This is a genomic window from Streptococcus sp. 3613, from assembly GCF_013277375.1.
In the GTDB taxonomy this organism is placed as follows: Bacteria; Bacillota; Bacilli; order Lactobacillales; family Streptococcaceae; genus Streptococcus; species Streptococcus pseudopneumoniae.
Genome location: NZ_VMMV01000055.1, coordinates 49485 through 73312, shown reverse-complemented (window position 1 = coordinate 73312; position 23828 = coordinate 49485). Strand labels below are relative to the sequence as shown.

Below are 23828 nucleotides of genomic sequence, written 5' to 3'. Positions count from 1 at the left end.
ATTATAAAAGCGCATAGTATCAAGACTTTATAGAACCTTGATACTATGCGCTTTTGTGCTTTGACAGTTTTTTGTATAGTTTTTGTCCAAGATTTCTAAATCATCTGATTAAATTCCTATTTTCCCCTATCATTGTCCCTGTTTTTTCGAAAATGGAAGGAGTATAATAAATCTATCAATAAAATGATAGGAGGAACTTTATGGGTCATATTTTCTTTTTTCTAAGTGTCTTTTTGGCAGGGATTCTATCCTTCTTTTCTCCTTGTATCTTACCCTTGTTACCAGTCTATGCAGGGGTGTTACTAGATGATAAGGATAGTGCTCAGGCTTCTAGTGGCAAATTTTCCATCTCAGTTACTAGTTTATTACGAACTCTGGCCTTTATAGCAGGAATTTCCTTTATATTTATTTTGTTGGGCTATGGAGCTGGTTTTTTAGGCGACTTGCTTTATGCTTCTTGGTTTCAATATGTGACGGGTGCGGTTATCATTCTCTTAGGCTTGCACCAGATGGAGATTCTACACTTTAAGGGGCTTTATAAGGAAAAGAGGTTACAACTGCAAGGACAGGAGCAAAATGGTAAGGGCTATAGTCAGGCATTTTTATTGGGCTTGACCTTTAGTTTTGCTTGGACGCCATGTGTGGGTCCGGTTCTTGGGTCTGTTTTGGCTCTGGCGGCTTCAGGTGGTTCAGGAGCTTGGCAGGGAGCTGGTCTCATGTTGGTGTATACACTGGGCTTGGCGCTACCATTCTTGCTTCTAGCTCTGACCTCTAGTTATGTTTTGAAACATTTCCGAAAACTTCATCCCTATCTCGGAATCCTCAAAAAAGTGGGTGGTTTTCTCATTATTGTGATGGGACTCTTGGTTCTGTTTGGAAATGCTTCAATTTTAAGTCAATTATTTGAATAAAATGGAAAGGAATATCAATATGAAAAAATGGCAAACATGTGTTCTTGGAGCAGGTTCGCTCCTTTGTTTGACGGCTTGTTCAGGCAAGTCCATGACTAGTGAACACCAAACGAAAGATGAAATGAAGACGGAGCAGACAGCTAGTAAAACAAGCGCAGCTAAAGGGAAAGAGGTGGCTGATTTTGAATTGATGGGAGTAGATGGCAAGACCTACCGCTTGTCTGATTACAAGGGCAAGAAAGTCTATCTCAAATTCTGGGCTTCTTGGTGTTCCATCTGTCTGGCTAGTCTTCCAGATACGGATGAAATCGCTAAAGATGCTGGTGACGATTATGTGGTCTTGACAGTAGTGTCACCAGGACATAAGGGGGAGCAATCTGAAGCGGACTTTAAGAATTGGTATAAGGGATTGGATTATAAAAATTTCCCAGTCCTAGTTGACCCATCAGGCAAACTTTTGGAAACTTATGGCGTTCGCTCTTACCCAACTCAAGCCTTTATAGATGGTGAAGGAAAATTGGTCAAAACGCAACCAGGTTTTATGGAAAAAGATGCGATTTTGCAAACTTTGAAGGAATTAGCCTAGGAGGTGTCCTATGAATGATAAGCTAAAAATCATCTTGTTGATAGGAGTATTTTTCCTAGCCATAACCGGTTTCTATTTTCTATTGATGCGAAATGCAGGGCAGACAGATGCCTCGCAAATTGAGAAAGCGGCAGTCAGCCAAGGAGGAAAAACAGTGAAAAAAACAGAAGTTAGTAAAGATGCAGATTTGCACGAAATTTATCTAGCTGGTGGTTGTTTCTGGGGAGTTGAGGAGTATTTTTCTCGAGTTCCTGGGGTAACAGATTCCGTTTCAGGCTATGCAAATGGTAGAGGAGAAACAACCAAGTACGAATTGATTAACCAAACAGGTCATGCAGAAACCGTCCATGTCACCTATGATGCCAAGCAAATTTCTCTCAAGGAAATCCTGCTTCACTATTTCCGCATTATCAATCCAACCAGCAAAAATAAACAAGGAAATGATGTGGGAACCCAGTACCGTACTGGTGTTTATTACACAGATGACAAGGATTTGGAGGTGATTAACCAAGTCTTTGATGAGGTGGCTAAGAAGTACGATCAGCCTCTAGCAGTTGAAAAGGAGAGTCTGCAGAATTTCGTAGTGGCTGAGGATTACCACCAAGAATACCTCAAGAAAAATCCAAATGGCTACTGCCATATCAATGTCAATCAGGCTGCCTACCCTGTCATCGATGCTAGCAAATATTCCAAACCAAGTGATGAAGAATTGAAAAAGACCCTGTCACCTGAGGAGTATGCAGTCACCCAAAAAAATCAAACAGAACGGGCTTTCTCAAACCGCTACTGGGATAAATTTGAGTCTGGTATCTATGTGGATGTGGTAACTGGCGAACCTCTCTTTTCATCAAAGGACAAGTTTGAGTCTGGTTGCGGATGGCCTAGTTTCACCCAACCAATCAGTCCAGATGTCGCCACATACAAGGAAGATAAGTCCTACAATATGACGCGTATGGAAGTGCGGAGCCGAGTAGGAGATTCTCACCTTGGCCATGTCTTTACGGATGGTCCACAGGACAAGGGAGGCTTACGTTACTGTATCAATAGCCTCTCTATCCGCTTTATTCCCAAAGACCAAATGGAAGAAAAAGGCTACGCTTATTTACTAGATTATGTTGATTAATACTCTTCGAAAATCTCTTCAAACCACGTCAGCGTCGCCTTACCGTATGTAGGGTTACTGACTTCGTCAGTTTTATCTACAACCTCAAAGCTATACTTTGAGCTGACTTCGTCAGTTTTATCTACAACCTCAAAGCTGTACTTTGAGCAACCTGTGGCTAGCTTCCTAGTTTACTTTTTGATTTTCATTGAGTATAAGAAGTCTTTCCTAAGCAGTGAGAGGAGAATTTTGCTATACTGATACTAGTAAGTGGTAAAGGAGAGAAGCATGACCTATACAATCTTAATCGTAGAAGATGAATATCTGGTAAGACAAGGTTTGACTAAACTGGTCAATGTAGCAGCCTACGATATGGAAATCATCGGTCAGGCTGAAAATGGAAGGCAGGCTTGGGAATTAATCCAAAAACAGGTGCCAGATATCATTTTAACCGATATCAACATGCCTCAGCTAAATGGCATCCAGTTGGCCAGTCTGGTTCGGGAAACCTATCCTCAGGTTCATCTAGTTTTTTTGACTGGCTACGATGATTTTGATTATGCCTTGTCTGCTGTCAAACTCGGTGTGGATGACTACCTGCTCAAGCCCTTTTCTCGTCAGGATATTGAGGAAATGTTGGGGAAAATCAAGCAAAAACTAGATAAGGAAGAGAAGGAAGAGCAGTTACAAGATTTATTGGCCGATAAGTTTGAAGGAAACATGGCCCAGAAAATCCAGTCCCATCTGGCTGATAGCCAGTTTAGTTTAAAGTCTTTGGCCAGTGACTTAGGTTTTAGTCCGACTTATCTGAGTTCCTTGATTAAGAAAGAGTTGGGCTTGCCTTTTCAGGATTATCTGGTGAGAGAACGTGTCAAACAAGCCAAGCTTTTGCTTTTAACTACAAATCTGAAGATTTATGAGATAGCTGAAAAGGTTGGTTTTGAAGATATGAACTACTTTACCCAACGTTTTAAACAGATTGCAGGTGTGACACCTCGTCAGTTTAAGAAGGGAGAAGGCCGATGAAGCGTTCTTCTCTCCTAGTCAGAATGGTTATTTCCATCTTTTTGGTCTTTCTTATTCTCCTAGCTCTGGTCGGGACTTTCTACTATCAATCTAGTTCTTCAGCCATTGAGACCACCATTGAAGGCAACAGCCAAACGACCATCAGCCAGACTAGCCACTTTATTCAGTCTTATATTAAAAAATTAGAAACCACCTCGACCGGTTTGACCCAGCAGACGGATGTCCTAGCCTATGCTGAGAATCCCAGTCAAGATAAGGTCAAGGGAATCCGAGATCTATTTTTGACCATCTTAAAGGCAGACCAGGACTTGAAAGCAGTGGTTTTGGTGACCAAATCTGGTCAGGTCATTTCTACAGATGACAGTGTTCAGATGAAAACTTCTTCAGATATGATGGCTGAGGATTGGTACCAAAAGGCCATTCATCAGGGAGCCATGCCTATTTTGACTCCAGCTCGTAAATCAGATAGTCAATGGGTCATTTCTGTCACTCAAGAACTTCTTGATGCAAAGGGAGCTAATCTGGGCGTGCTTCGTTTGGATATTTCTTATGAAACTCTGGAAGCCTATCTTAACCAACTTCAGTTGGGGCAGCAGGGCTTTGCCTTTATCATCAATGAAAATCATGAATTTGTCTACCATCCTCAACACACAGTTTATAGTTCGTCTAGCGAAATGGAGGCCATGAAATCCTACATCGAGACGGGTCAGGGCTATACGCTAGATCACCAATCCTACGTCAGTCAAGAAAAGATTGCAGGAACTGATTGGACGGTGCTTGGCGTGTCTTCGCTGGAGAAGTTAGACCAGGTTCGGAGTCAACTCATGTGGACCTTGCTTGGGGCAAGTGTCACATCTCTTCTTGTCTGTCTCTTCTTGGTTTGGTTAAGTCTCAAACGCTGGATTGCTCCTTTAAGGGACTTGAGAGAAACCATGTTGGAAATTGCTTCTGGTGCTCAAAATCTTCGTGCCAAGGAAGTTGGTGCCTATGAACTGAGAGAAGTAACTCGCCAATTTAATGCCATGTTGGATCAGATTGATCAGTTGATGGTAGCTATTCGTAGCCAGGAAGAAACGACCCGTCAGTACCAACTTCAAGCCCTATCAAGCCAGATTAACCCTCATTTCCTCTATAATACCTTGGATACCATCATCTGGATGGCTGAATTTCAGGATAGTCAGCGAGTGGTTCAGGTGACCAAGTCCTTGGCGACCTATTTCCGATTGGCACTCAATCAAGGTAAGGACTTGATTTGCCTGTCTGATGAAATCAATCATGTCCGCCAGTATCTCTTTATCCAGAAACAACGCTATGGAGATAAGCTGGAATACGAGATTGCTGAAAATCCTGCCTTTGATAACCTAGTCTTGCCCAAGTTGGTTTTGCAACCTCTGGTGGAAAATGCTCTTTACCATGGCATCAAGGAGAAGGAAGGTCAGGGACATATTAGAGTTTCTGTCCAGAAACAGGATACAGGCTTGGTCATCCGCATTGAGGATGATGGAGTTGGCTTCCAAGATGCTGGTGATAGTAGTCAAAGTCAACTCAAACGTGGGGGAGTTGGTCTTCAAAATGTCGATCAGCGTCTCAAACTTCATTTTGGAGAACATTACCAGATGAAGATTGATTCTGCACCCGACAAAGGAACGACGATTGAAATATACATAAATAGAATAGAAACTAGTTAACTCCCAGTCAATTCTGGGAGTTTTATGCGTAATTGGGCAAGCTTTCCAGGTCGTCTATCTTGCTAAAAACAAGAAAAAACGGTATGATAGATAGTGACAAAAGAGGTAGCAGAGATGAACGAGACACAGATTCAAAGAGAAACACGTCAGATAGTGAAAGATGTTTTAGAAAAGGCCAATTTGAAGCAAGGATCTATCTTTGTTTTGGGTCTTTCCTCTAGTGAAGTGATAGGTGGTCAGATTGGCAAGGAATCCAGCCAAGAAATTGGCGAAATCATTGTGAAGACCATCCTAGATCTCCTAGAAGAAAAAAGAATTCATCTAGCTGTTCAAGGCTGTGAGCATGTCAATCGGGTTCTCGTCGTTGAACGTCAGGTGGCAGAGCAGTTTGGTCTGGAAATCGTCAGTGTCCTTCCTACTCTCCATGCAGGAGGTTCAGGTCAATTGGCAGCCTTTAAGTTTATGCAAGATCCAGTTGAGGTTGAATTTATCAAGGCTCATGCTGGATTGGATATCGGAGATACTGCAATTGGTATGCATGTCAAGCATGTTCAGGTTCCGATTCGCCCTCTTTTGAGAGAGATTGGTCATGCCCATGTAACGGCGCTGGCTAGTCGTCCAAAATTAATCGGAGGTGCGCGTGCGCACTATCCGCAAGATTCTATCAGAAAGTCGTGAGAATAAATAAAGGAGATGAAAGTGTTTAAAAAAGACCGTTTTTCAATTCGTAAGATTAAGGGAGTTGTAGGTTCTGTATTTCTTGGAAGCCTTTTGATGGCTTCTTCTGTAGTGGACGCAGCCACCTATCACTATGTAGATAAAGAGGTTATTTCACAAGAAGCTAAAGATTTAATCCAGACAGGAAAGCCTGATGGAAATGAACTTGTTTATGGTTTGGTGTATCAAAAAAATCAGCTGCCACAAACAGGGACAGAAGCATCTGTTTTGACAGCTTTTGGTTTGCTGACTGTTGGGAGCTTGCTTTTAATCTACAAGAGAAAGAAAATTGCCAGCGTCTTTCTAGTTGGAGCTATGGGATTGGTAGTCCTTCCTAGTGCAGGAGCTGTAGATCCAGTTGCTACTCTAGCACCGGCTAGTCGAGAGGGTGTTGTTGAAATGGATGGTTATCGTTATGTTGGTTATCTATCAGGTGACATCCTCAAAACGCTTGGCTTGGACACTGTTTTAGAAGAAGACTCAGCTAAACCTGAAGAGGTAACTGTGGTCGAAGTTGAGAATCCCCAAGTAACAACAAATCAGGAGCAAGCTAAGCCAGAAAACCGAGCAGTAGAGACAGAGGAAGCTCCTAAAACAGAAGAAAATCCAAAGGAAGAACCAAAATCGGAGGTAAAACCTACTGACGAAACCCTTCCTAAAGTAGAAGAGGGGAAAGAAGATTCAGCAGAACCAGCACCAGTCAAATCGGAAAGTCAACCATCAGACAAACCAGCTGAGGAATCAAAAGTTGCAACTCCAGTAGAACAACCAAAAGTCCCAGAACAACCCGTGCAACCTACACAACCGGAGCAGCCAAGGATACCAAAAGAATCATCACAACCAGAAGATCCTAAAGAGGATAAGGTATCGGAAGAGACACCGAAACAAGAAGATGCACAGCCAGAAGTAGTAGAAACAAGAGATGAGGCTTCTAATCAACCTGTTGAAGAACTAAAAGTGGAAACGCCTGCTGTAGAAAAACAAACGGAACCAGCTGAGGAACCAAAAGTTGAACAAGCAGGTGAACCAGTCGCGCCAAGTGAAGGCGAAAAGGCACCAGTCTCTCCAGAAAAGCAACCAGAAGCTTCTAAAGAAGAGAAGACTGCGGAAGAAATACCGAAACAAGAAGAACAACCAGTAGAAGCTCAAGTTGAACCAGAAAGTCAACCAACAGAAACTTCACCAGCTGCTCAACCAGCAGAACATCAGGACGAAGAAACAAAAGTAGAACAGCCAGCAGTAGAACATAAAACAACTCCTGAAGAAGGTGTGTTAAATGTAATAGAAGTTAAGTCTGAAGTTATAGTAACTAAAGAGCCTGTGCCTTTTAAGACAGTTGAGCAAGATGATGAGAACCTCGCTAAGGGAAAAACAAGGGTTATTCGAGAAGGTGTTGCTGGCGAACGCACTATTTTAACTGAAGTCACTACTACTGATGGTAGACAGTCCAGTAAAGTACTAGAGGATACAATAACAACCAATCCAGTAGATGAAATAAAGGGTGTTGGTACTAAAGAACCAGTTGATAAAAGTGAGTTAAAGAATCAAATTGATAAAGCTAGTTCAGTTTCTCCTACTGATTATTCTACAGCAAGTTACAATGCTCTTGGATTTGTTTTAGAAGCTGCAAAAGGTGTATATGCTTCTGACTCTGTAAAACAACCTGAAGTAGATAGCGAGACAGCTAAACTTAAAGCTGCTATCGACGCTCTTACTGTTGATAAAACAGACTTAAACAAAACTATCGAAGATGCGAAATCAAAAACTAAAGAGCACTACAGTGATGCATCTTGGACAAACCTTCAAAATGTATTAGCCGAAGCGAAAAAAGTTACAAGCAAACCAGAAGCAAAACAAAGCGAAGTTAATCACATTGACGAAAAACTTAAATCCGCTATTGCTGGATTAAATACAGATAAGACTGAACTTGAAAAACAACTGAATCTTGTAAACGAAAAAACTCAAGCTGACCACAGTACTACATCTTGGAACACTCTAGAAGAATCGAAAAATGCCGCTCAAACTGTAAAAGATAAGGCTACCTCTACTCAAGCTCAAATCGACGAAGCTACTAAAAAACTTAAAGCTGCTATTGACGCTCTAAGCGTTGATAAAACAGACTTAAACAAAACTATCTCTGATGCGAAATCAAAAACTAAAGAACACTACAGCGATGCAACTTGGGCAAATCTTCAAACTGTACTAGCTGAAGCTGAAAAAGTTACAAGCAACCCAGCAACAAAACAAAGCGAAGTAAATCACATTGACGAAAAACTGAAATCTGCTATCGCTGGTTTAAATACAGATAAGACTGAACTTGAAAAACAACTTGCTGATGTTAAGTCTAAAACTGCAGCGGACTACAGCACTACATCTTGGAATGCTCTAGAAGAATCGAAAAATGTCGCTCAAACTGTAAAAGACAACAATAAGGCTACTCAAGCTCAAATCGACGAAGCTGCTAAAAAACTGAAAGCGGCTATCACTGATTTAACTACAGATAAGACTGAACTTGAAAAACAACTTGCTGATGCTCAGTCTAAGACTGCTACTGACTACAGTACTGTATCTTGGAGCGCTCTAGAAGAGGCAAAAAATGCCGCTCAAGCTGTAGAAGATAACGCTACTGCTACTCAGGCTCAAATCGATGATGCTGCTAAAAAACTGAAATCTGCTATCGATGCTCTTACTGTTGATAAAACAAAATTACAAGAACAAATAAAAGATGCAGAAATTAAACGAGAAGCTGACTATAGCCCTAATACTTGGAATGAATTTAAAAAAGCTGAAATAAAAGCTAAAGAAATCAACAACCAAACTACTCCACTTCCTAAACAAAGTAAAATAGATGCGACTACTCAAGCTCTTCAAGACGCTATTAAAGCTCTTGCTGTAGATAAAACTGCATTACAAACGGCTATTAACACAGCTAACAGCAAACGTAAAGAAGAATACACTACTCAAACATGGAAATCTTTAGAAGACACTCTTACAGCAGCAAAATCTGTAAATACAGATAAAACTGCTACTCAAAGTAAAGTAGATGAAGCTACTAGAAGATTAGAAGAAGCTATCAAAAACTTAGTTCCATTATCTGCAAAACCAGTATTAACATTTGTAAATACTGATAAGAAAGTATTAGATAAAGAAGTAGTTGCTAAGTATTCTCTAGAAAATCCTACTAAAGCTAAAATCAAATCAATCACAGCTACCCTGAAAAAAGATGGACAAGTTGTTAAGACTGTGAATCTAACAGAAAATAATCTAAATGCGTTATTAGACAATGTAGAATACTTCAAAGAGTATACTCTATCTACTACTATGGTTTATGATAGAGGTAATGGTCAAGAAGAAACTGAAACATTAGAAGATCAACCAATTCAATTAGATCTTAAAAAAGTTGAAATTAAAAATATTAAAGAAACAAGTCTAATAAGTGTTGACGATGAAGGTGTTGAAACTGACTCAAGTTTACTTTCAGAAAAACCAACGAATGTTGCTTCACTTTACCTACGAGTTACAACTCATGACAACAAAGTTACAAGACTTGCTGTTGACAAGATTGAAGAAGTAGAAAAAGACGGAAAAACTTTATATAAAGTTACTGCCAAAGCACCAGACTTAGTTCAACGTAATGCTGATAACACACTTAGCGAAGAGTATGTTCATTACTTTGAAAAACAAAAAGCAAAAGAAGGTAATGTTTACTACAACTTCAATGAGCTTGTAAAAGATATGCAGGACAATCCTACTGGGACCTTTAAGCTCGGTAGTAGTATGAATGCAAGTAACGTTCAACCAGCTGGCAAATCTTATGTAACCAATGCCTTCAAGGGAACATTGGAAAGTACAGAAGGTAATAAATTTGCCATCCATAACATTACGAGACCATTGTTTGGTAACATTGAAGGTGGTACTGTTAAGAATCTCTTACTTGAAGATGTCAACATTGACATGCCTGGATTTAATCGAGTAGCACCAATCGCAGGTGTTATCAAAAATAATTCAACTGTTGAAAATGTTAAAGTAACAGGTAATGTTGTCGGGGGCAACGATGTAGCTGGTATTATCAATAAAATTGATGGTAGTGGTAAGGTAAGTAATGTTGCCTTTATCGGTAAAATTCACGCTGCTGGAAACAAAGGTTGGTACTTAGCAGGTGTTCTAGGTGAAAACTGGAAAGGTATCGTAGAAAAAGCTTACGTTGATGCTGAAATTACTGGTAATAAAGCAAAAGCTGCAGGATTGGTTTATTCTTCTCAAAATGGTGGAAATAACCATACACTAGGTAGAGAAGGTGTTCTCAGAAATTCAGTTGCTAAAGGTTCTATCGAGCTGAAAGAAGCCGTTCAATCAGGTGGCTTGCTTGGTACTAACTGGGCCTTGGGTGCTATTGAAGACAACATCACCATGATGAAAGTCAAAACTGGGGAAATGGTGTTCGGTCACTCGGATATTGATGCTGATGATTACTTCACCTATTCAAGAACAAAACGTAACTTCAGTGTTGAGGGTGTAAGTGAGGGTAATAAATCATACAACAATTCTCGTAAGATTCCTAGCATCTCACAAGAAGAAGCTGACAAGAAGATTGAAGCAATGGGAATCACTGCTGATAAATTCGAAATTGCCCCTCTTGTTGAAGATTCACTTAACAACATCAGGCAAAAAGCTGATACTTATAAAGATACTCAAGATTATGATGCATCTCGTGAACTTGCCTACCGTAATATCGAAAAACTTCAACCGTTCTACAATAAAGAATGGATTGTAAACCAAGGAAATAAATTAGCTGCTGATAGTCATCTTATGACCAAGGAAGTCCTATCAGTTACTGCTATGAAGGGCAATGCCTTTGTAACAGAATTGGCTGATGCTGACCACATTTTGGTGCACTATGCTGATAAGACCAAAGACATCTTTACTGTTTCGCTGAAAGAATCTAATGTCAAACAAGTGAAAGAGTACAGCATTGCTGAACTCGGAGAAGTTGTCTATACGCCTAATATCGTTGACAAAGACCGTAGTGATCTTATCAATGCTATCGTTGAAAAATTAAGCCCAGTTGAGCTACAATCAGATCCTATCTACACACACCTAAATAGAACCGGTCCTAACAAAGTAAATGCGATTAAGAACCTTTACCTCGAAGAAACCTTCAAAGAAGTCAAGGATAATCTGGCGAAATTTGTGAAACAGTTGCTTGAAAATGAAGATCATCAATTAAACACAGATGAATCTGCTAAACGCGCTTTGATCAAGAAGATTGATGACAATAAGGCTGCTGTTCTTCTTGGATTAGCTTACCTAAATCGTTACTACGGTGTTAAATTCGATGACTTTAATATTAAAGAATTAATGCTATTCAAACCTGACTTTTATGGTAAAAATGTTAATGTTTTAGACTTCTTGATTAAGATTGGTTCTAAAGAAAGAAATGTTAAAGGGGATAGAACTTTAGAAGCTTATCGCGAAACTATCGGTGGAGTTATCGGCATAGGCGAGTTAAACAGTTTCTTAGACTATAATATGCGTCTATTCACAGAAGATACGAACCTAAACGATTGGTTCATAAAAGCTACTAAAGATAATGTATATATTGTTGAACCTAAAACTACAACACCTGAATTTGCTGATAAGAAACACAGAGCCTACGAGGGATTAAACAATGACATGCATGGTAAGATGATTTTACCACTTCTTAACCTGAAAGATGCACATATGTTCTTAATCTCAACATATAACACTATGGCTTACAGTTCATTTGAAAAATACGGTAAGAATACTGCAGAAGAACGCGAAGCATTCAAAGCTGAAATCAATAAAGTCGCTAAAGGTCAACAAAATTACCTAGACTTCTGGTCTCGCTTATCATTAGATAAAGTTCGTAATCAACTGCTTAAGAGCAACAACATGGTTCCAACTCCTGTGTTAGATAACCAAAACTATAAAGGAATCAGCACAGATAAATACGGACATACGAATAGTGGTAAAGACGTAGCACCTATCCGTGAATTATACGGACCAACAGGTCGTTACCACGCCACTGATTGGCGTATGGGGGCTGTAGCTCGTATTTACGGTAACCCTTATAAAGATGATTCAGTCTTCTTCATGGTTACTGATATGATTAGTGATTTCGGTATCTCAGCCTTCACTCATGAAACAACTCACGTAAATGACCGTATGGTTTACTTAGGTGGTTCAAGACACCGTGAAGGTACAGATCTTGAAGCATTTGCTCAGGGGATGTTACAAACGCCATCGGTATCAAATCCAAACGGAGAATATGGCGCATTAGGTCTAAACATGGCCTACGAACGTCCAAACGATGGAAACCAATGGTACAACACAAATCCAAATGACCTCACTTCTCGCGCTGAAATCGATCATTACATGAAAGGTTTCAACGATACTCTAATGCTTCTTGACTACCTTGAAGGTGAAGCAGTTCTTGATAAACACAATAAAGACTTAAACAATGCTTGGTTTAAGAAAGTTGCTAAAAAACTACGTAACGCTAATACGAAGAACCAGTATGACGAGGTTCGTGATCTGAATGCAGAAGAAAAAGAATATAACTTGACTTCTGTTAACGATCTAGTAGACAAGAACTTCATGACTAAACACGGTCCTGGTAATGGTACTTATGACCCAACTGGATTTGGCTCTGCCTATGTAACTGTACCAATTACCGCTGGTATCTATGGTGCTAACACAAGTGAAGGAGCTCCAGGAGCAATGTCATTCAAGCATAACACCTTCCGTATGTGGGGTTACTTTGGATATGAAAAAGGCTTCCTAAATTATGCTTCTAACATGCTGAAAAATGAGTCTAAAAAAGCTGGTCATGCTACTCTAGGTGATGATTTTATTATCAAGAAAGTTTCTGATGGTAAATTTAGCAACCTAGAAGATTGGAAGAAAGCTTACTTCGAAGAAGTTGTGGATAAAGCTAAAAAAGGAATTCAATCTATTGAAATTGATAGTACAATATACAATAGTTATGAAGACTTGAAACGTGCATTTGCTGAAGCAGTTGATAAAGATAAGGCGACATTGAAGACAGATAAAGATGGAAATAAATCTGTTTCTATGTCTAATACAGTGACACTTAAAGAAAAACTCTTCAAGAAGCTTCTTCAACAAACAAATAGCTTTAAAACTTCAATCTTTAAATAATCGAAATCTCTCATCTGCTTTGCGGATGAGGGTTTTCTTATTTTATGCTATACTTAAGGTATGCATAGAAAAACAGTGATTGATTTTAGGACTTTAGGAGAGAGATATACCTTTACCAAGCCTATTAGAGAGTTGAAAACGAGAAATGTAGAAGAAGTGGCAGATTTGCTGGCACAAGTGGAAAGCTACCAAGAGCAAGGTTATTATGTGGTGGGGTATGTCAGCTACGAGGCTGCACCTGCTTTTGAGGAAAAATTAGCAGTTCACAAGGATCCCCTACTGGGAGAGTACCTGCTTTACTTTACTGTTCATGATAGCGTAGAAACTTCCCCTATTCCTCTGACTTATGAGGATATTGATTTGCCCTCAAATTGGCAGGAAGTGACGTCTGCAGCAGACTATGAAAAGGCAATTGCCCAAATTCACCATCATTTGCGTCAGGGAGACACCTATCAGGTCAACTACACCGTCCAACTCAAGCAAAAGTTAAGTGCCAATCCTTTTGCCATCTACAATCGTATGGTGGTAGAGCAGGAGGCGGGCTACAATGCCTATGTGGAACATGACGATATGGCAGTAATTTCCATGAGCCCAGAGCTCTTTTTTGAGCAAAATGACCGCGAATTGACAACACGACCAATGAAGGGGACGACTCAGCGTGGCATGACTGACAAAGAAGACTTGGAGCAGGCCAGTTGGTTGGAACAGGATCCTAAAAATCGCTCTGAAAATATGATGATTGTGGACCTCTTGCGCAATGATATGAACCGTATTTCTGAAGTGGGGAGCGAGCACGTGGAGCGTCTGTGTCAGGTAGAGCAGTATTCAACGGTTTGGCAGATGACTTCGACCATCAAGAGTCAGTTGCGAGAGGATGTGAACCTTGTTGAAATTTTCCGTTCTCTTTTTCCTTGTGGTTCCATAACGGGAGCTCCGAAAATTGCGACTATGGAGATTATCAAGGACTTGGAGCCACAACCGCGTGGAGTCTACTGTGGAACGATTGGTCTCTTGCTTCCAAATGGACGACGGATTTTTAATGTGGCCATTCGTACCATTCAACTTCACAAAGGTCAAGCCATCTATGGAGTTGGCGGAGGCATTACATGGGATAGCACTTGGGAATCTGAATACCGCGAGGTTCATCAAAAGGCGGCTGTTCTCTATCGTAAACAAGCTCGTTTTCAGCTGATTACGACTGGGAAAATCAGCCAGAAGAACCTGCTGTTTGAAGCACAACATCTGGAAAGGCTGAGAAAAGCTAGTCGCTATTTTGCTTCTCCTTTTGATGCAGAAGACTTGAAACAAAAGATAAAGGAAGAGTGTCAGGATTGTGATGTTAATCAAGATTACCGCTTGCGAATTAGCCTTAGCAAGTCTGGAGAGATAGAAGTCAATCGTCAAGTATTAACACCTCTCAGTCGAACCTTCTGCTATGCCCAACTCTGTCTTCAGGAAGCCAATTTGCAACAAGCATTTACCTACTTCAAAACAAGCCACCGACCTCACTTGGGCCTAAGGAAGCAGGAAATTATTTACCATAATGCAGCTGGAGAGCTATTGGAAACCTCAATCGGAAATTTGGTTCTGAAAATTTCTGGGAGACTCTACACACCGCCTATCGAACTTGGAATCTTGCCAGGAATTTACCGTCAGCATTTGCTAGAAACAGGACAGCTAGAAGAGAAAGTCTTGACCTTGGCAGATTTAGCCCAAGCAGAAGCTATTTACGGCTGTAATGCAGTGAGAGGCTTGTATGAATTAAGCCTAGAGGATAACTAGATGAAACTGGTATTTTTACACGGGTTAGGGCAGTCAGCAGAGAGTTGGAAAGAAGTTCGGAATCTACTGACAGATTATCCTTCTGAGGCTATCGAGTTATTTCCTTCTGGAGTTAGCAACTATCAAAAAGCCAAGGAGCGAGTTTATCAGCAACTAGCTCAAGAGACAGAACCTTTTGTTTTGATTGGATTGGATTGTCCTTAGGTGCTGCCCTGGCATTAGAACTATCTTGTTACGATTTACCAAATCTTCGAGCTTTGATTCTGTCAGGATGCCCGCTTAAATTGTCCGGTAATATCCTATTTTATCTTCAGTTGCTGATTTTTAAACTACTTCCCAAAAGAGTATTTGAAAAACAGGGAGCAGACAAGACTTTTATAATAGGTATTTCCAAAGAATTGAAGACACTTGACTTAACGGATATAGCAGGGAATTGCCCCTATCCAACCTTACTAATTTGTGGCAGCAAAGATAAACCGAATCTTAGTTCTATGAGAAGTCTTCATAAACTAATATCAGAATCCCAAGATTATCCCAGATGGCCCTCATGTCTTGAATAAGGAAAAACCAAAGGAGTTTGTAGAAAAGACCAGAAGTTTCCTTGAATTGCTGAAATAAGTTTGATAAAATAATATTGAAATCGATAACATCGTTAGAGGAGAAAGTAATGAACAAACGTCTATTTTTAAAAATGAGTCTGGTGACGTTGTCAATTTTAGCCTTGTTTTCACAACCTGTGTTAGCAGAGGAAAACATTCATTTTTCGAGTTGTAAGGAAGCTTGGGCGAATGGATACGCGGATATTCATGAGGGAGACCCCGGTTATTCTGCCAAGTTATACCGTGATCATGACGGTGTGGCTTGCGAATTGAAAAATGCTCCTAAGGGTGCTTTTAAAGCAAAACAAGAGACTACAACTCAAACTGATACAACTTCATCCACAGCAAGTGGTTGGGTTAAGCAGGACGGTTCTTGGTACTATTTTGATGGAAATGGAAATCTAGTGAAAAATGCATGGCAGGGAAGCTATTACCTGAAATCAGACGGGAAAATGGCCCAGAGCGAATGGATTTATGATGATTCTTATCAGGCTTGGTATTACTTGAAATCAGATGGTTCGTATGCTTATAGTACATGGCAAGGAAATTACTATTTGAAATCAGATGGTAAAATGGCTAAAGGTGAATGGGTTTATGACTCTTCTTACCAAATTTGGTATTATTTGACATCAGATGGATCTTATGCTTATAATACATGGCAAGGGAATTATTATCTAAAATCAGATGGTAAAATGGCTGTCAATGAATGGGTTGATGGTGGACGTTATTATGTTGGTGCGACTGGTTTGTGGAAAGCTAATTCAAAAGTAAGCAATAAAGGGTTCTATTATAGCCTTCAAGGAAAGTATGATGAAATCATAGTTGCCAATAAACATTATCCTATGTCTAAAGATTACTATCCAGGTGAAAATGCTACTGCAAAAGCAGCCTTTTTAAAACTGATTGCACAGATGCAGAAGGAAGGATACGCTATTAGCGATAATTATAGTGGCTTTAGAAGTTATGCAACTCAAGCACAATTATATCAAAGTTATGTGAACCAAGAGGGCCAGGCTGCTGCGGATCGTTATTCCGCCCGTCCTGGATATAGCGAACATCAGACAGGACTTGCTTTTGATGTGATTGGCACAGATGGTCAATTAGTTGAAGATGCTGGTGCGGCTCAATGGTTATTGGATTATGCACCAGACTATGGTTTTGTTGTTCGCTATCCCCGTGGAAAAGAGAGTGTCACAGGCTATATGCATGAGGAATGGCATTTACGTTACATTGGAAAAGAAGCAAAAGAGATTGCTGCAAGTGGTTTGACACTGGAGGAATATTATGGATTTGATGGTGGAGATTATCTGGATTAAAAATCTATATTAGCTAAATGCAAACCTTTGCATAAATGACTGAAATTTGTTATACTAGTACTGTAAGCATTTTCAATTACTAGACAATGAAAAAGGAGAGTATGATGAGTCAAAAGATTATTGGGATTGACCTTGGTGGAACTTCTATCAAATTTGCAATCTTAACAACAGCAGGAGAAATCCAAGGAAAATGGTCAATCAAGACCAACATTTTGGATGAGGGAAGTCATATCGTTGATGATATGATTGAGTCTATTCAACACCGTTTGGACTTGCTTGGATTGGCAGCAGCGGACTTCCAAGGCATTGGAATGGGGTCACCAGGTGTGGTTGACCGTGAAAAAGGGACTGTTATCGGTGCCTACAACTTGAACTGGAAAACCCTTCAACCAATTAAAGAGAAAATTGAAAAAGCCTTGGGTATTCCATTCTTCATCGATAATGATGCCAACGTGGCAGCTCTTGGTGAGCGCTGGATGGGTGCTGGTGATAACCAACCAGATGTTGTCTTTATGACACTTGGTACTGGTGTTGGTGGCGGTATCGTCGCTGAAGGCAAATTGCTTCACGGTGTTGCTGGTGCAGCAGGTGAGCTGGGCCACATTACTGTTGACTTTGACCAACCAATCGCATGTACTTGCGGTAAGAAAGGCTGTCTTGAGACAGTTGCTTCAGCAACAGGGATTGTCAACTTGACTCGTCGTTATGCAGATGAATATGAAGGCGATGCAGCCTTGAAACGATTGATTGATAACGGAGAAGAAGTAACTGCTAAGACAGTCTTTGACCTTGCAAAAGAAGGAGACGACCTTGCTTTGACTGTTTACCGTAACTTCTCACGTTACTTGGGAATCGCTTGTGCTAACATCGGTTCAATTTTGAACCCATCAACAATCGTCATTGGTGGTGGTGTATCAGCTGCAGGAGAATTCCTTCTACAAGGTGTTCAAAAAGTTTACGATGAAAATAGTTTCCCACAAGTACGCACATCCACTAAATTAGCTCTTGCAACTCTAGGAAATGACGCTGGAGTTATTGGAGCAGCATCACTTGTTTTACAATAAGATAAAAAAGGAGAAAATAGCTTTCTAGAAGCGAGTGATTTTCCTCCTTTCTTTTTTTATGCTATACTAGTTAGGACAATAAATGAGGTGAGAGTAAATGACAAAAGCAGATACGATTTTTAAAGAGAATATTGAACGAATCCTCAAAGACGGTGTCTTTTCTGAGCAGGCTCGTCCCAAGTACAAGGATGGGACAGTTGCCAACTCCAAGTATGTAACGGGTGCCTTTGCAGAGTATGACTTGGCCAAGGGGGAATTCCCCATTATAACTTTACGCCCTATCGCCATCAAATCCGCCATCAAGGAAGTGCTCTGGATTTACCAAGACCAATCTAATAGCTTAGAGGTACTAAATGATAAGTACAATGTTCACTACTGGAATGACTGGGAAGTGGGGAATACAGGAACCATTGGTGAGCGCTATGGTGCTGTTGTTAAGAAACACGACATCATCAATAAGCTTCTCAAGCAGTTGGAAGCCAACCCTTGGAACCGCCGAAACATCATCTCCCTTTGGGATTACCAAGCTTTTGAGGAAACAGACGGCCTTCTTCCGTGCGCCTTTCAGACCATGTTTGATGTCCGCCGTGTAGATGGGGAAATCTATCTGGATGCGACCTTGACGCAACGCTCCAATGATATGCTGGTGGCCCACCACATCAATGCTATGCAGTATGTGGCTTTGCAGATGATGATTGCCAAGCATTTTGGCTGGAAGGTTGGGAAGTTCTTCTACTTTATCAACAACCTTCATATCTATGACAATCAATTTGAACAAGCTCAGGAATTGCTTCGTCGTGAGCCGTCTGACTGCCAACCTCGCTTGGTTTTAAATGTTCCTGATGGGACTAATTTCTTTGATATCAAAGCAGAAGATTTTGAGTTGGTGGATTATGACCCTGTTAAGCCGCAGTTGAAGTTTGACCTAGCCATTTAATACTCTTCGAAAATCTCTTCAAACTACGTCAGCGTCGCTTCATCAACAACCTCAAAACCATGTTTTGAGCAATCTGCGGCTAGCTTCCTAGTTTGCTCTTTGATTTTCATTGAGTATAAAAGAATAGAAAAAGAAGTTGAGACAATGAATCCCAACTTCTTTTGTTTCTTAACGTGACACGCGACGGCGAGCTGCTTTTTTACGGTTTTCTTCGATGAAAGCTGCTTTTTGCTCTTCTGGTTCGATTACTTTCTTTTTAAATGCGTATACTGCACCTGCAACGGCAGCAACAGTTCCTGCGACACCTGTTACAAGACCTTTAGCGAATCCTTTAGCCATGAGTCTTCCTCCTTTATCTTCTTAATCAGCCAGCCCCCTCAAGAGGTCACATTTTTCTGACTGACCTTTTTGTGTTATAATAATAGTAACGAAAAAATGGGAATTTTTCAAGGAAAAAAGATGAAAACAAAAATAATTGTGATTGTTGGACCGACTGCTGTTGGAAAAACAGCCCTTGCCATTGAAGTGGCCAAGCGTTTTAATGGCGAAGTGGTTAGCGGTGATAGTCAGCAAGTCTATCGAGGACTTGATATTGGGACGGCTAAGGCTAGTCCAGAAGAGCAGGAAACTGTTCCTCATCATTTAATCGATGTTAGAGAGGTAACCGAGTCTTACTCGGCTTTTGATTTTGTTTCAGAAGCTAAGATGGCTATTGAGGATATTCACAGCCGTAGCAAGCTGGCCATTATCGCTGGTGGGACTGGACTTTATATCCAGAGCTTGCTAGAAGGTTACCACCTAGGTGGGGAGACTCCCCATGAGGAGATTTTGGCCTATCGGGCTAGCTTGGAGCCTTATACAGATGAGGAATTAGCTCATCTGGTGGAGCAAGCAGACCTTAAAATTCCTCAGTTTAATCGTCGTCGTGCGATGCGTGCCTTGGAAATTGCCCATTTTGGTCAGGAATTGGAAAATCAAGAGACCTTGTATGAACCATTGATTATCTGCTTGGATGATGAGCGCAGTCAATTATATGAACGTATCAATCGCCGCGTGGATTTGATGTTTGAGGCTGGGCTTTTGGATGAGGCTAAGTGGCTCTTTGACCATTACCCTGATGTGCAGGCTGCTAAAGGAATTGGCTACAAGGAACTTTTTCCTTACTTCCGTGGAGAGCAGACCTTGGAGGAAGCTAGTGAGAGTCTCAAACAGGCTACTCGTCGTTTTGCCAAGCGTCAGTTGACCTGGTTCCGTAATCGCATGCAGGTCACCTTTTATCAGATTGGAGAAGCTGGTGTGCAAGACCGCATTTTAAGCCAGATAGAGGAGTTTTTAGATGATTGATACGGAGAAAAAAGAGGAGCGAGTCCTGCTCATTGGTGTGGAATTGCAGGGTATGGATAATTTTGACCTCTCCATGGAAGAATTGGCCAGTCTAGCCAAGACAGCTGGTGCTGTCGTAGTCGATAGTTACAGGCAAAAACGTGAAAAGTATGACTCCAAGACTTTCGTTGGCTCTGGTAAGTTAGAAGAGATTGCCCTCATGGTGGATGCCGAAGAAATTACCACTGTCATTGTCAACAACCGTTTGACACCAAGGCAAAATGTCAATCTAGAGGAAGTTCTGGGTGTTAAGGTCATTGACCGTATGCAGTTGATTTTGGATATCTTTGCCATGCGGGCTCGAAGCCACGAAGGCAGGCTCCAAGTTCACCTAGCCCAGCTCAAATATCTCCTGTCTCGCTTGGTTGGTCAGGGAATTATGCTCAGTCGTCAGGCAGGGGGAATTGGTTCCCGTGGACCTGGTGAAAGCCAGCTGGAGCTGAATCGTCGTAGTGTTCGCAATCAAATCACAGATATAGAGCGTCAGCTCAAGGTGGTTGAGAAGAATCGGGCGACTGTCAGAGAAAAACGTCTGGAGTCTAGCACCTTTAAGATTGGTTTGATTGGTTATACCAATGCTGGGAAATCAACTATCATGAACATCTTGACCAGTAAGACCCAGTATGAAGCAGATGAGCTCTTTGCGACTCTGGATGCGACAACCAAGAGTATTCATCTGGGAGGCAATCTCCAAGTAACTTTGACAGATACCGTTGGCTTTATCCAAGATTTGCCGACAGAGTTGGTGTCCAGTTTCAAGTCAACCTTGGAAGAAAGCAAGCATGTGGACCTTCTGGTTCATGTTATCGATGCCAGCAATCCTTACCACGAGGAGCATGAAAAAACGGTTCTCTCCATCATGAAAGACCTGGACATGGAAGATATTCCTCACTTGACGCTTTATAATAAAGCGGATTTGGTGGAGGATTTCACGCCTACCCAAACGCCTTATGCCCTCATTTCTGCCAAGTCGGAGGATAGTCGTGAGAATTTGCAGGCTTTACTGCTAGAGAAAATCAAGGATATTTTTGAATCTTTCACCCTGCGCGTGCCTTTTTCAAAGTCCTACAAGATTCATGATTTGGAAAGTGTAGCTATTCTTGAAAATCGCGATTATCAGGATGACGGGGAAGTCATTACAGGCTACATTTCTGAGAAAAACAAATGGAGGTTAGAGGAATTTTATGACTAATATCAAAAATTTGGCTCTAAAGTATGGAGGTTATACAAGCCTAGATAAGGTTTACTTAGATCAACTTCTAGATGGTAAAACAGATCAAGAACAGTTGGTGCTTATCACTCCTCCGCCAAGTGTGGTCAATGCCTACTTTGCAGAACTTTACCAAAAAAAGAGTCCTGAAGCTGCAACCGATTATTTTGCGGAACTCAATCAGGAACTGAATCTCTACAATGTTGAGCCAAGTTTCACTCTCGAAAACAAGCCTTTTATTCGGCTTAATTTGTCTGGTAAATCCTTTGGTTTTTGCTATGAGAGTGATGGTCTTGGTCGGATTTTCTCTGAAAATGAGGAGAAAATTTCGGATGACTTGCTCTTTGAGATTGCACAAATTTTCCCCCATCAACTAGTCTTTGAAAAGTCTGGCAAGATTTACATGAAGGCTGTCGGAGACGAGGAAGTTGTTAGCATGGAGAGTCTCACAGCTTTGACTGATTTGGAAAGCTTGGTTGACGGTCGTAAGCGTCTCAAAGGCTACAGCCAAGAGGATTTACTGCAAGAAGCTGTTGCTTTTTCTGGCAAGCGCTATTTCCGATCGGAAAATCGCACAGCCATGTTATATATTGATTAATTAGAAAGTATCGAATGGATATTCAATTTTTAGGAACGGGGGCAGGTCAGCCCTCTAAAGCCCGCAACGTTTCAAGTCTCGCCCTGAAACTCTTGGACGAGATTAACGAAGTCTGGCTCTTTGACTGTGGAGAAGGTACGCAAAATCGCATTCTGGAAACCACAATTCGACCACGTAAGGTCAGCAAAATCTTTATCACCCACCTGCATGGAGACCACATTTTTGGCCTGCCAGGTTTCCTTTCTAGCCGTGCCTTTCAAGCCAATGAAGAGCAGACAGATTTGGAAATCTATGGCCCGCAGGGTATCAAGTCATTTGTCTTAACCAGTCTTCGTGTGTCAGGTTCGCGTCTGCCTTACCGTATTCATTTTCATGAGTTTGACCAAGATTCTATAGGGAAAATCCTTGAGACCGATAAATTCACGGTGTATGCAGAGGAGCTGGATCATACTATTTTCTGTGTTGGCTATCGTGTCATTCAAAAGGACTTGGAAGGAACGCTGGATGCTGAAAAACTCAAGGCAGCTGGTGTCCCATTTGGCCCACTTTTTGGTAAAATCAAAAACGGTCAAGACGTAGTTCTTGAAGACGGTACTGAAATCAAGGCAGCAGACTATATCTCAGCGCCACGTCCAGGTAAAATTATCACTATTTTAGGAGACACTCGAAAAACGGATGCCAGTGTGCGTCTGGCTGTCAATGCCGATGTCCTAGTCCATGAATCGACTTATGGAAAGGGTGATGAAAAAATTGCTCGTAACCATGGCCACTCTACTAACATGCAAGCTGCACAAGTAGCAGTAGAAGCAGGTGCCAAACGCCTCTTGCTCAACCATATCAGTGCCCGTTTCCTCTCAAAAGATATCAGCAAGCTCAAGAAAGATGCTGCTAGCATTTTTGAAAATGTCCATGTGGTCAAAGACTTGGAAGAAGTGGAAATCTAAAAGATTGAGAAAGGATAAGTATGCCTACTATTCTCATTACTGGCGCTAGTGGTGGTCTAGCTCAAGAAATGGTCAAACTTTTACCAGAAGACCAGCTCATCTTGCTTGGTAGAAATAAGGAAAAATTAGCCCAACTCTACGGAAACCATCCCCATGCAGAATTGATTGAAATCGATATTACCGATGATTCAGCCTTAGAAACTCTGGTAACTGACCTCTATCTCCGCTATGGCGAGATTGATGTTTTGATAAACAACGCTGGTTACGGGATTTTTGAGGAATTTGACCAGATTTCTGACCAAGATATTCACCAGATGTTTGAGGTCAATACTTTTGCCCTGATGAACCTGTCTCGACACCTTGCGGCTCGTATGAAAGACAGTCGAAAAGGTCATATCATCAATATTATCAGCATGGCAGGTTTAATCGCTACTGGCAAGTCCAGTCTCTACTCAGCTACCAAGTTTGCGGCCATTGGTTTTTCAAATGCTCTGCGCCTCGAACTCATGTCCTACGGTGTTTATGTAACGACGGTTAATCCAGGACCAATCCGTACAGGATTTTTCTACCAAGCCGACCCAGATGGAACCTATCTCAAGTCGGTTGACCGTTTCCTGCTAGAACCAGATGCAGTGGCTAAAAAGATTGTCAAGATTATAGGAAAAAACAAACGAGAACTCAATCTACCGATGTTGTTGAACCTAGCCCATAAGTTGTATACTCTCTTTCCCAAGCTAGCTGATAAGTTGGCAGGGGAGACTTTTAATTATAAGTAAAAAGAAC

The 23828-nt window shown here is 41.1% G+C and carries 16 protein-coding genes and 3 pseudogenes; 18 read left to right on the top strand and 1 reads right to left on the bottom strand.

The features are described from left to right. Positions 1 to 200: 200 nt before the first annotated feature. The 13 genes and pseudogenes from ccdA2 (at position 201) to HT708_RS07325 (ending at position 18910) form a co-directional block, all read left to right on the top strand. Positions 201 to 911, top strand: coding sequence for a thiol-disulfide oxidoreductase-associated membrane protein CcdA2 (ccdA2, locus tag HT708_RS07380; protein WP_172926210.1), 711 nt, complete (start codon positions 201 to 203; stop codon positions 909 to 911). A gap of 19 nt (positions 912 to 930) precedes the next feature. Next, positions 931 to 1497: a redoxin family protein gene (locus HT708_RS07375; protein ID WP_172926209.1), complete on the top strand. Its 567-nt coding sequence runs from the start codon at positions 931 to 933 to the stop codon at positions 1495 to 1497. A gap of 10 nt (positions 1498 to 1507) precedes the next feature. Then, a complete protein-coding gene (gene msrB, locus HT708_RS07370) occupies positions 1508 to 2620 on the top strand; it encodes a peptide-methionine (R)-S-oxide reductase MsrB (protein ID WP_172926208.1) in 1113 nt (370 codons plus the stop codon). 267 nt (positions 2621 to 2887) lie between these two features. Then, positions 2888 to 3625 (top strand): response regulator transcription factor, encoded by a 738-nt coding sequence (locus tag HT708_RS07365; protein WP_000222621.1) that lies wholly within the window; start codon positions 2888 to 2890, stop codon positions 3623 to 3625. After that, complete coding sequence (locus HT708_RS07360; protein ID WP_172926207.1) at positions 3622 to 5313, top strand: sensor histidine kinase; 1692 nt, start codon at positions 3622 to 3624, stop codon at positions 5311 to 5313. The genes HT708_RS07365 and HT708_RS07360 overlap by 4 nt, the downstream gene beginning before the upstream one ends. Positions 5314 to 5427: 114 nt before the next feature. After that, positions 5428 to 5991, top strand: coding sequence for a TIGR01440 family protein (locus HT708_RS07355; RefSeq protein ID WP_031222745.1), 564 nt, complete (start codon positions 5428 to 5430; stop codon positions 5989 to 5991). A gap of 21 nt (positions 5992 to 6012) precedes the next feature. After that, a complete protein-coding gene (locus tag HT708_RS07350; RefSeq protein WP_172926206.1) occupies positions 6013 to 13212 on the top strand; it encodes a ZmpA/ZmpB/ZmpC family metallo-endopeptidase in 7200 nt (2399 codons plus the stop codon). 60 nt (positions 13213 to 13272) lie between these two features. Beyond that, complete coding sequence (gene pabB / locus HT708_RS07345) at positions 13273 to 14994, top strand: aminodeoxychorismate synthase component I (protein ID WP_172926205.1); 1722 nt, start codon at positions 13273 to 13275, stop codon at positions 14992 to 14994. Next, positions 14995 to 15612, top strand: a pseudogene (locus HT708_RS07340) (alpha/beta hydrolase). It abuts the gene before it with no gap. 49 nt (positions 15613 to 15661) lie between these two features. Then, positions 15662 to 16348 (top strand): annotated as a pseudogene (locus HT708_RS12180) (excalibur calcium-binding domain-containing protein); the annotation flags it as partial. A 6-nt stretch (positions 16349 to 16354) separates the two neighbouring features. After that, positions 16355 to 16909 (top strand): annotated as a pseudogene (gene ldcB / locus HT708_RS12175) (LD-carboxypeptidase LdcB/DacB); the annotation flags it as partial. A 104-nt stretch (positions 16910 to 17013) separates the two neighbouring features. Further along, positions 17014 to 17973 carry an ROK family glucokinase gene (locus HT708_RS07330; protein WP_000078575.1) on the top strand — a complete coding sequence of 320 codons (960 nt, stop codon included), beginning with the start codon at positions 17014 to 17016 and terminating at the stop codon, positions 17971 to 17973. A gap of 97 nt (positions 17974 to 18070) precedes the next feature. Next, positions 18071 to 18910 carry a thymidylate synthase gene (locus tag HT708_RS07325; protein ID WP_023940001.1) on the top strand — a complete coding sequence of 280 codons (840 nt, stop codon included), beginning with the start codon at positions 18071 to 18073 and terminating at the stop codon, positions 18908 to 18910. A 168-nt stretch (positions 18911 to 19078) separates the two neighbouring features. Here the strand turns inward: HT708_RS07325 and HT708_RS07320 are convergent, their stop codons facing one another. Continuing rightward, positions 19079 to 19249, bottom strand: coding sequence for a DUF3042 family protein (locus HT708_RS07320; RefSeq protein ID WP_001051780.1), 171 nt, complete (start codon positions 19247 to 19249; stop codon positions 19079 to 19081). A 120-nt stretch (positions 19250 to 19369) separates the two neighbouring features. On the opposite strand from HT708_RS07320, the gene miaA reads away from it, so the two are divergent. The 5 genes from miaA to HT708_RS07295 are packed head-to-tail and all read left to right on the top strand — an operon-like array spanning position 19370 to position 23821. Then, positions 19370 to 20254: a tRNA (adenosine(37)-N6)-dimethylallyltransferase MiaA gene (gene miaA, locus HT708_RS07315; RefSeq protein ID WP_031222742.1), complete on the top strand. Its 885-nt coding sequence runs from the start codon at positions 19370 to 19372 to the stop codon at positions 20252 to 20254. After that, on the top strand, positions 20247 to 21485 hold the full coding sequence (gene hflX, locus HT708_RS07310; RefSeq protein ID WP_023939997.1) for a GTPase HflX: 1239 nt from the start codon (positions 20247 to 20249) through the stop codon (positions 21483 to 21485). Before miaA ends, hflX begins: the two co-directional genes overlap by 8 nt. Beyond that, entirely contained in the window at positions 21478 to 22101 is a 624-nt protein-coding gene (locus HT708_RS07305; RefSeq protein WP_172926204.1) for a cystathionine beta-lyase, read from the top strand. The genes hflX and HT708_RS07305 overlap by 8 nt, the downstream gene beginning before the upstream one ends. A gap of 14 nt (positions 22102 to 22115) precedes the next feature. Next, positions 22116 to 23045 carry a ribonuclease Z gene (gene rnz / locus HT708_RS07300; protein ID WP_023939993.1) on the top strand — a complete coding sequence of 310 codons (930 nt, stop codon included), beginning with the start codon at positions 22116 to 22118 and terminating at the stop codon, positions 23043 to 23045. Positions 23046 to 23065: 20 nt separating this feature from the next. After that, on the top strand, positions 23066 to 23821 hold the full coding sequence (locus HT708_RS07295) for an SDR family oxidoreductase (protein WP_023939992.1): 756 nt from the start codon (positions 23066 to 23068) through the stop codon (positions 23819 to 23821). Positions 23822 to 23828: the final 7 nt, after the last annotated feature.

Bases quoted from the DNA above. Each gene is read 5' to 3' on its own strand.
- HT708_RS07330 (WP_000078575.1), top strand. From the start codon at position 17,014: ATGAGTCAAAAGATTATTGGGATTGACCTTGGTGGAACTTCTATCAAA.
- HT708_RS07375 (WP_172926209.1), top strand. From the start codon at position 931: ATGAAAAAATGGCAAACATGTGTTCTTGGAGCAGGTTCGCTCCTTTGT.
- HT708_RS07325 (WP_023940001.1), top strand. From the start codon at position 18,071: ATGACAAAAGCAGATACGATTTTTAAAGAGAATATTGAACGAATCCTC.
- HT708_RS07360 (WP_172926207.1), top strand. From the start codon at position 3,622: ATGAAGCGTTCTTCTCTCCTAGTCAGAATGGTTATTTCCATCTTTTTG.
- hflX (WP_023939997.1), top strand. From the start codon at position 20,247: ATGATTGATACGGAGAAAAAAGAGGAGCGAGTCCTGCTCATTGGTGTG.
- msrB (WP_172926208.1), top strand. From the start codon at position 1,508: ATGAATGATAAGCTAAAAATCATCTTGTTGATAGGAGTATTTTTCCTA.
- pabB (WP_172926205.1), top strand. From the start codon at position 13,273: ATGCATAGAAAAACAGTGATTGATTTTAGGACTTTAGGAGAGAGATAT.
- miaA (WP_031222742.1), top strand. From the start codon at position 19,370: ATGAAAACAAAAATAATTGTGATTGTTGGACCGACTGCTGTTGGAAAA.
- HT708_RS07355 (WP_031222745.1), top strand. From the start codon at position 5,428: ATGAACGAGACACAGATTCAAAGAGAAACACGTCAGATAGTGAAAGAT.
- HT708_RS07295 (WP_023939992.1), top strand. From the start codon at position 23,066: ATGCCTACTATTCTCATTACTGGCGCTAGTGGTGGTCTAGCTCAAGAA.
- rnz (WP_023939993.1), top strand. From the start codon at position 22,116: ATGGATATTCAATTTTTAGGAACGGGGGCAGGTCAGCCCTCTAAAGCC.
- ccdA2 (WP_172926210.1), top strand. From the start codon at position 201: ATGGGTCATATTTTCTTTTTTCTAAGTGTCTTTTTGGCAGGGATTCTA.
- HT708_RS07365 (WP_000222621.1), top strand. From the start codon at position 2,888: ATGACCTATACAATCTTAATCGTAGAAGATGAATATCTGGTAAGACAA.
- HT708_RS07305 (WP_172926204.1), top strand. From the start codon at position 21,478: ATGACTAATATCAAAAATTTGGCTCTAAAGTATGGAGGTTATACAAGC.
- HT708_RS07320 (WP_001051780.1), bottom strand. From the start codon at position 19,249: ATGGCTAAAGGATTCGCTAAAGGTCTTGTAACAGGTGTCGCAGGAACT.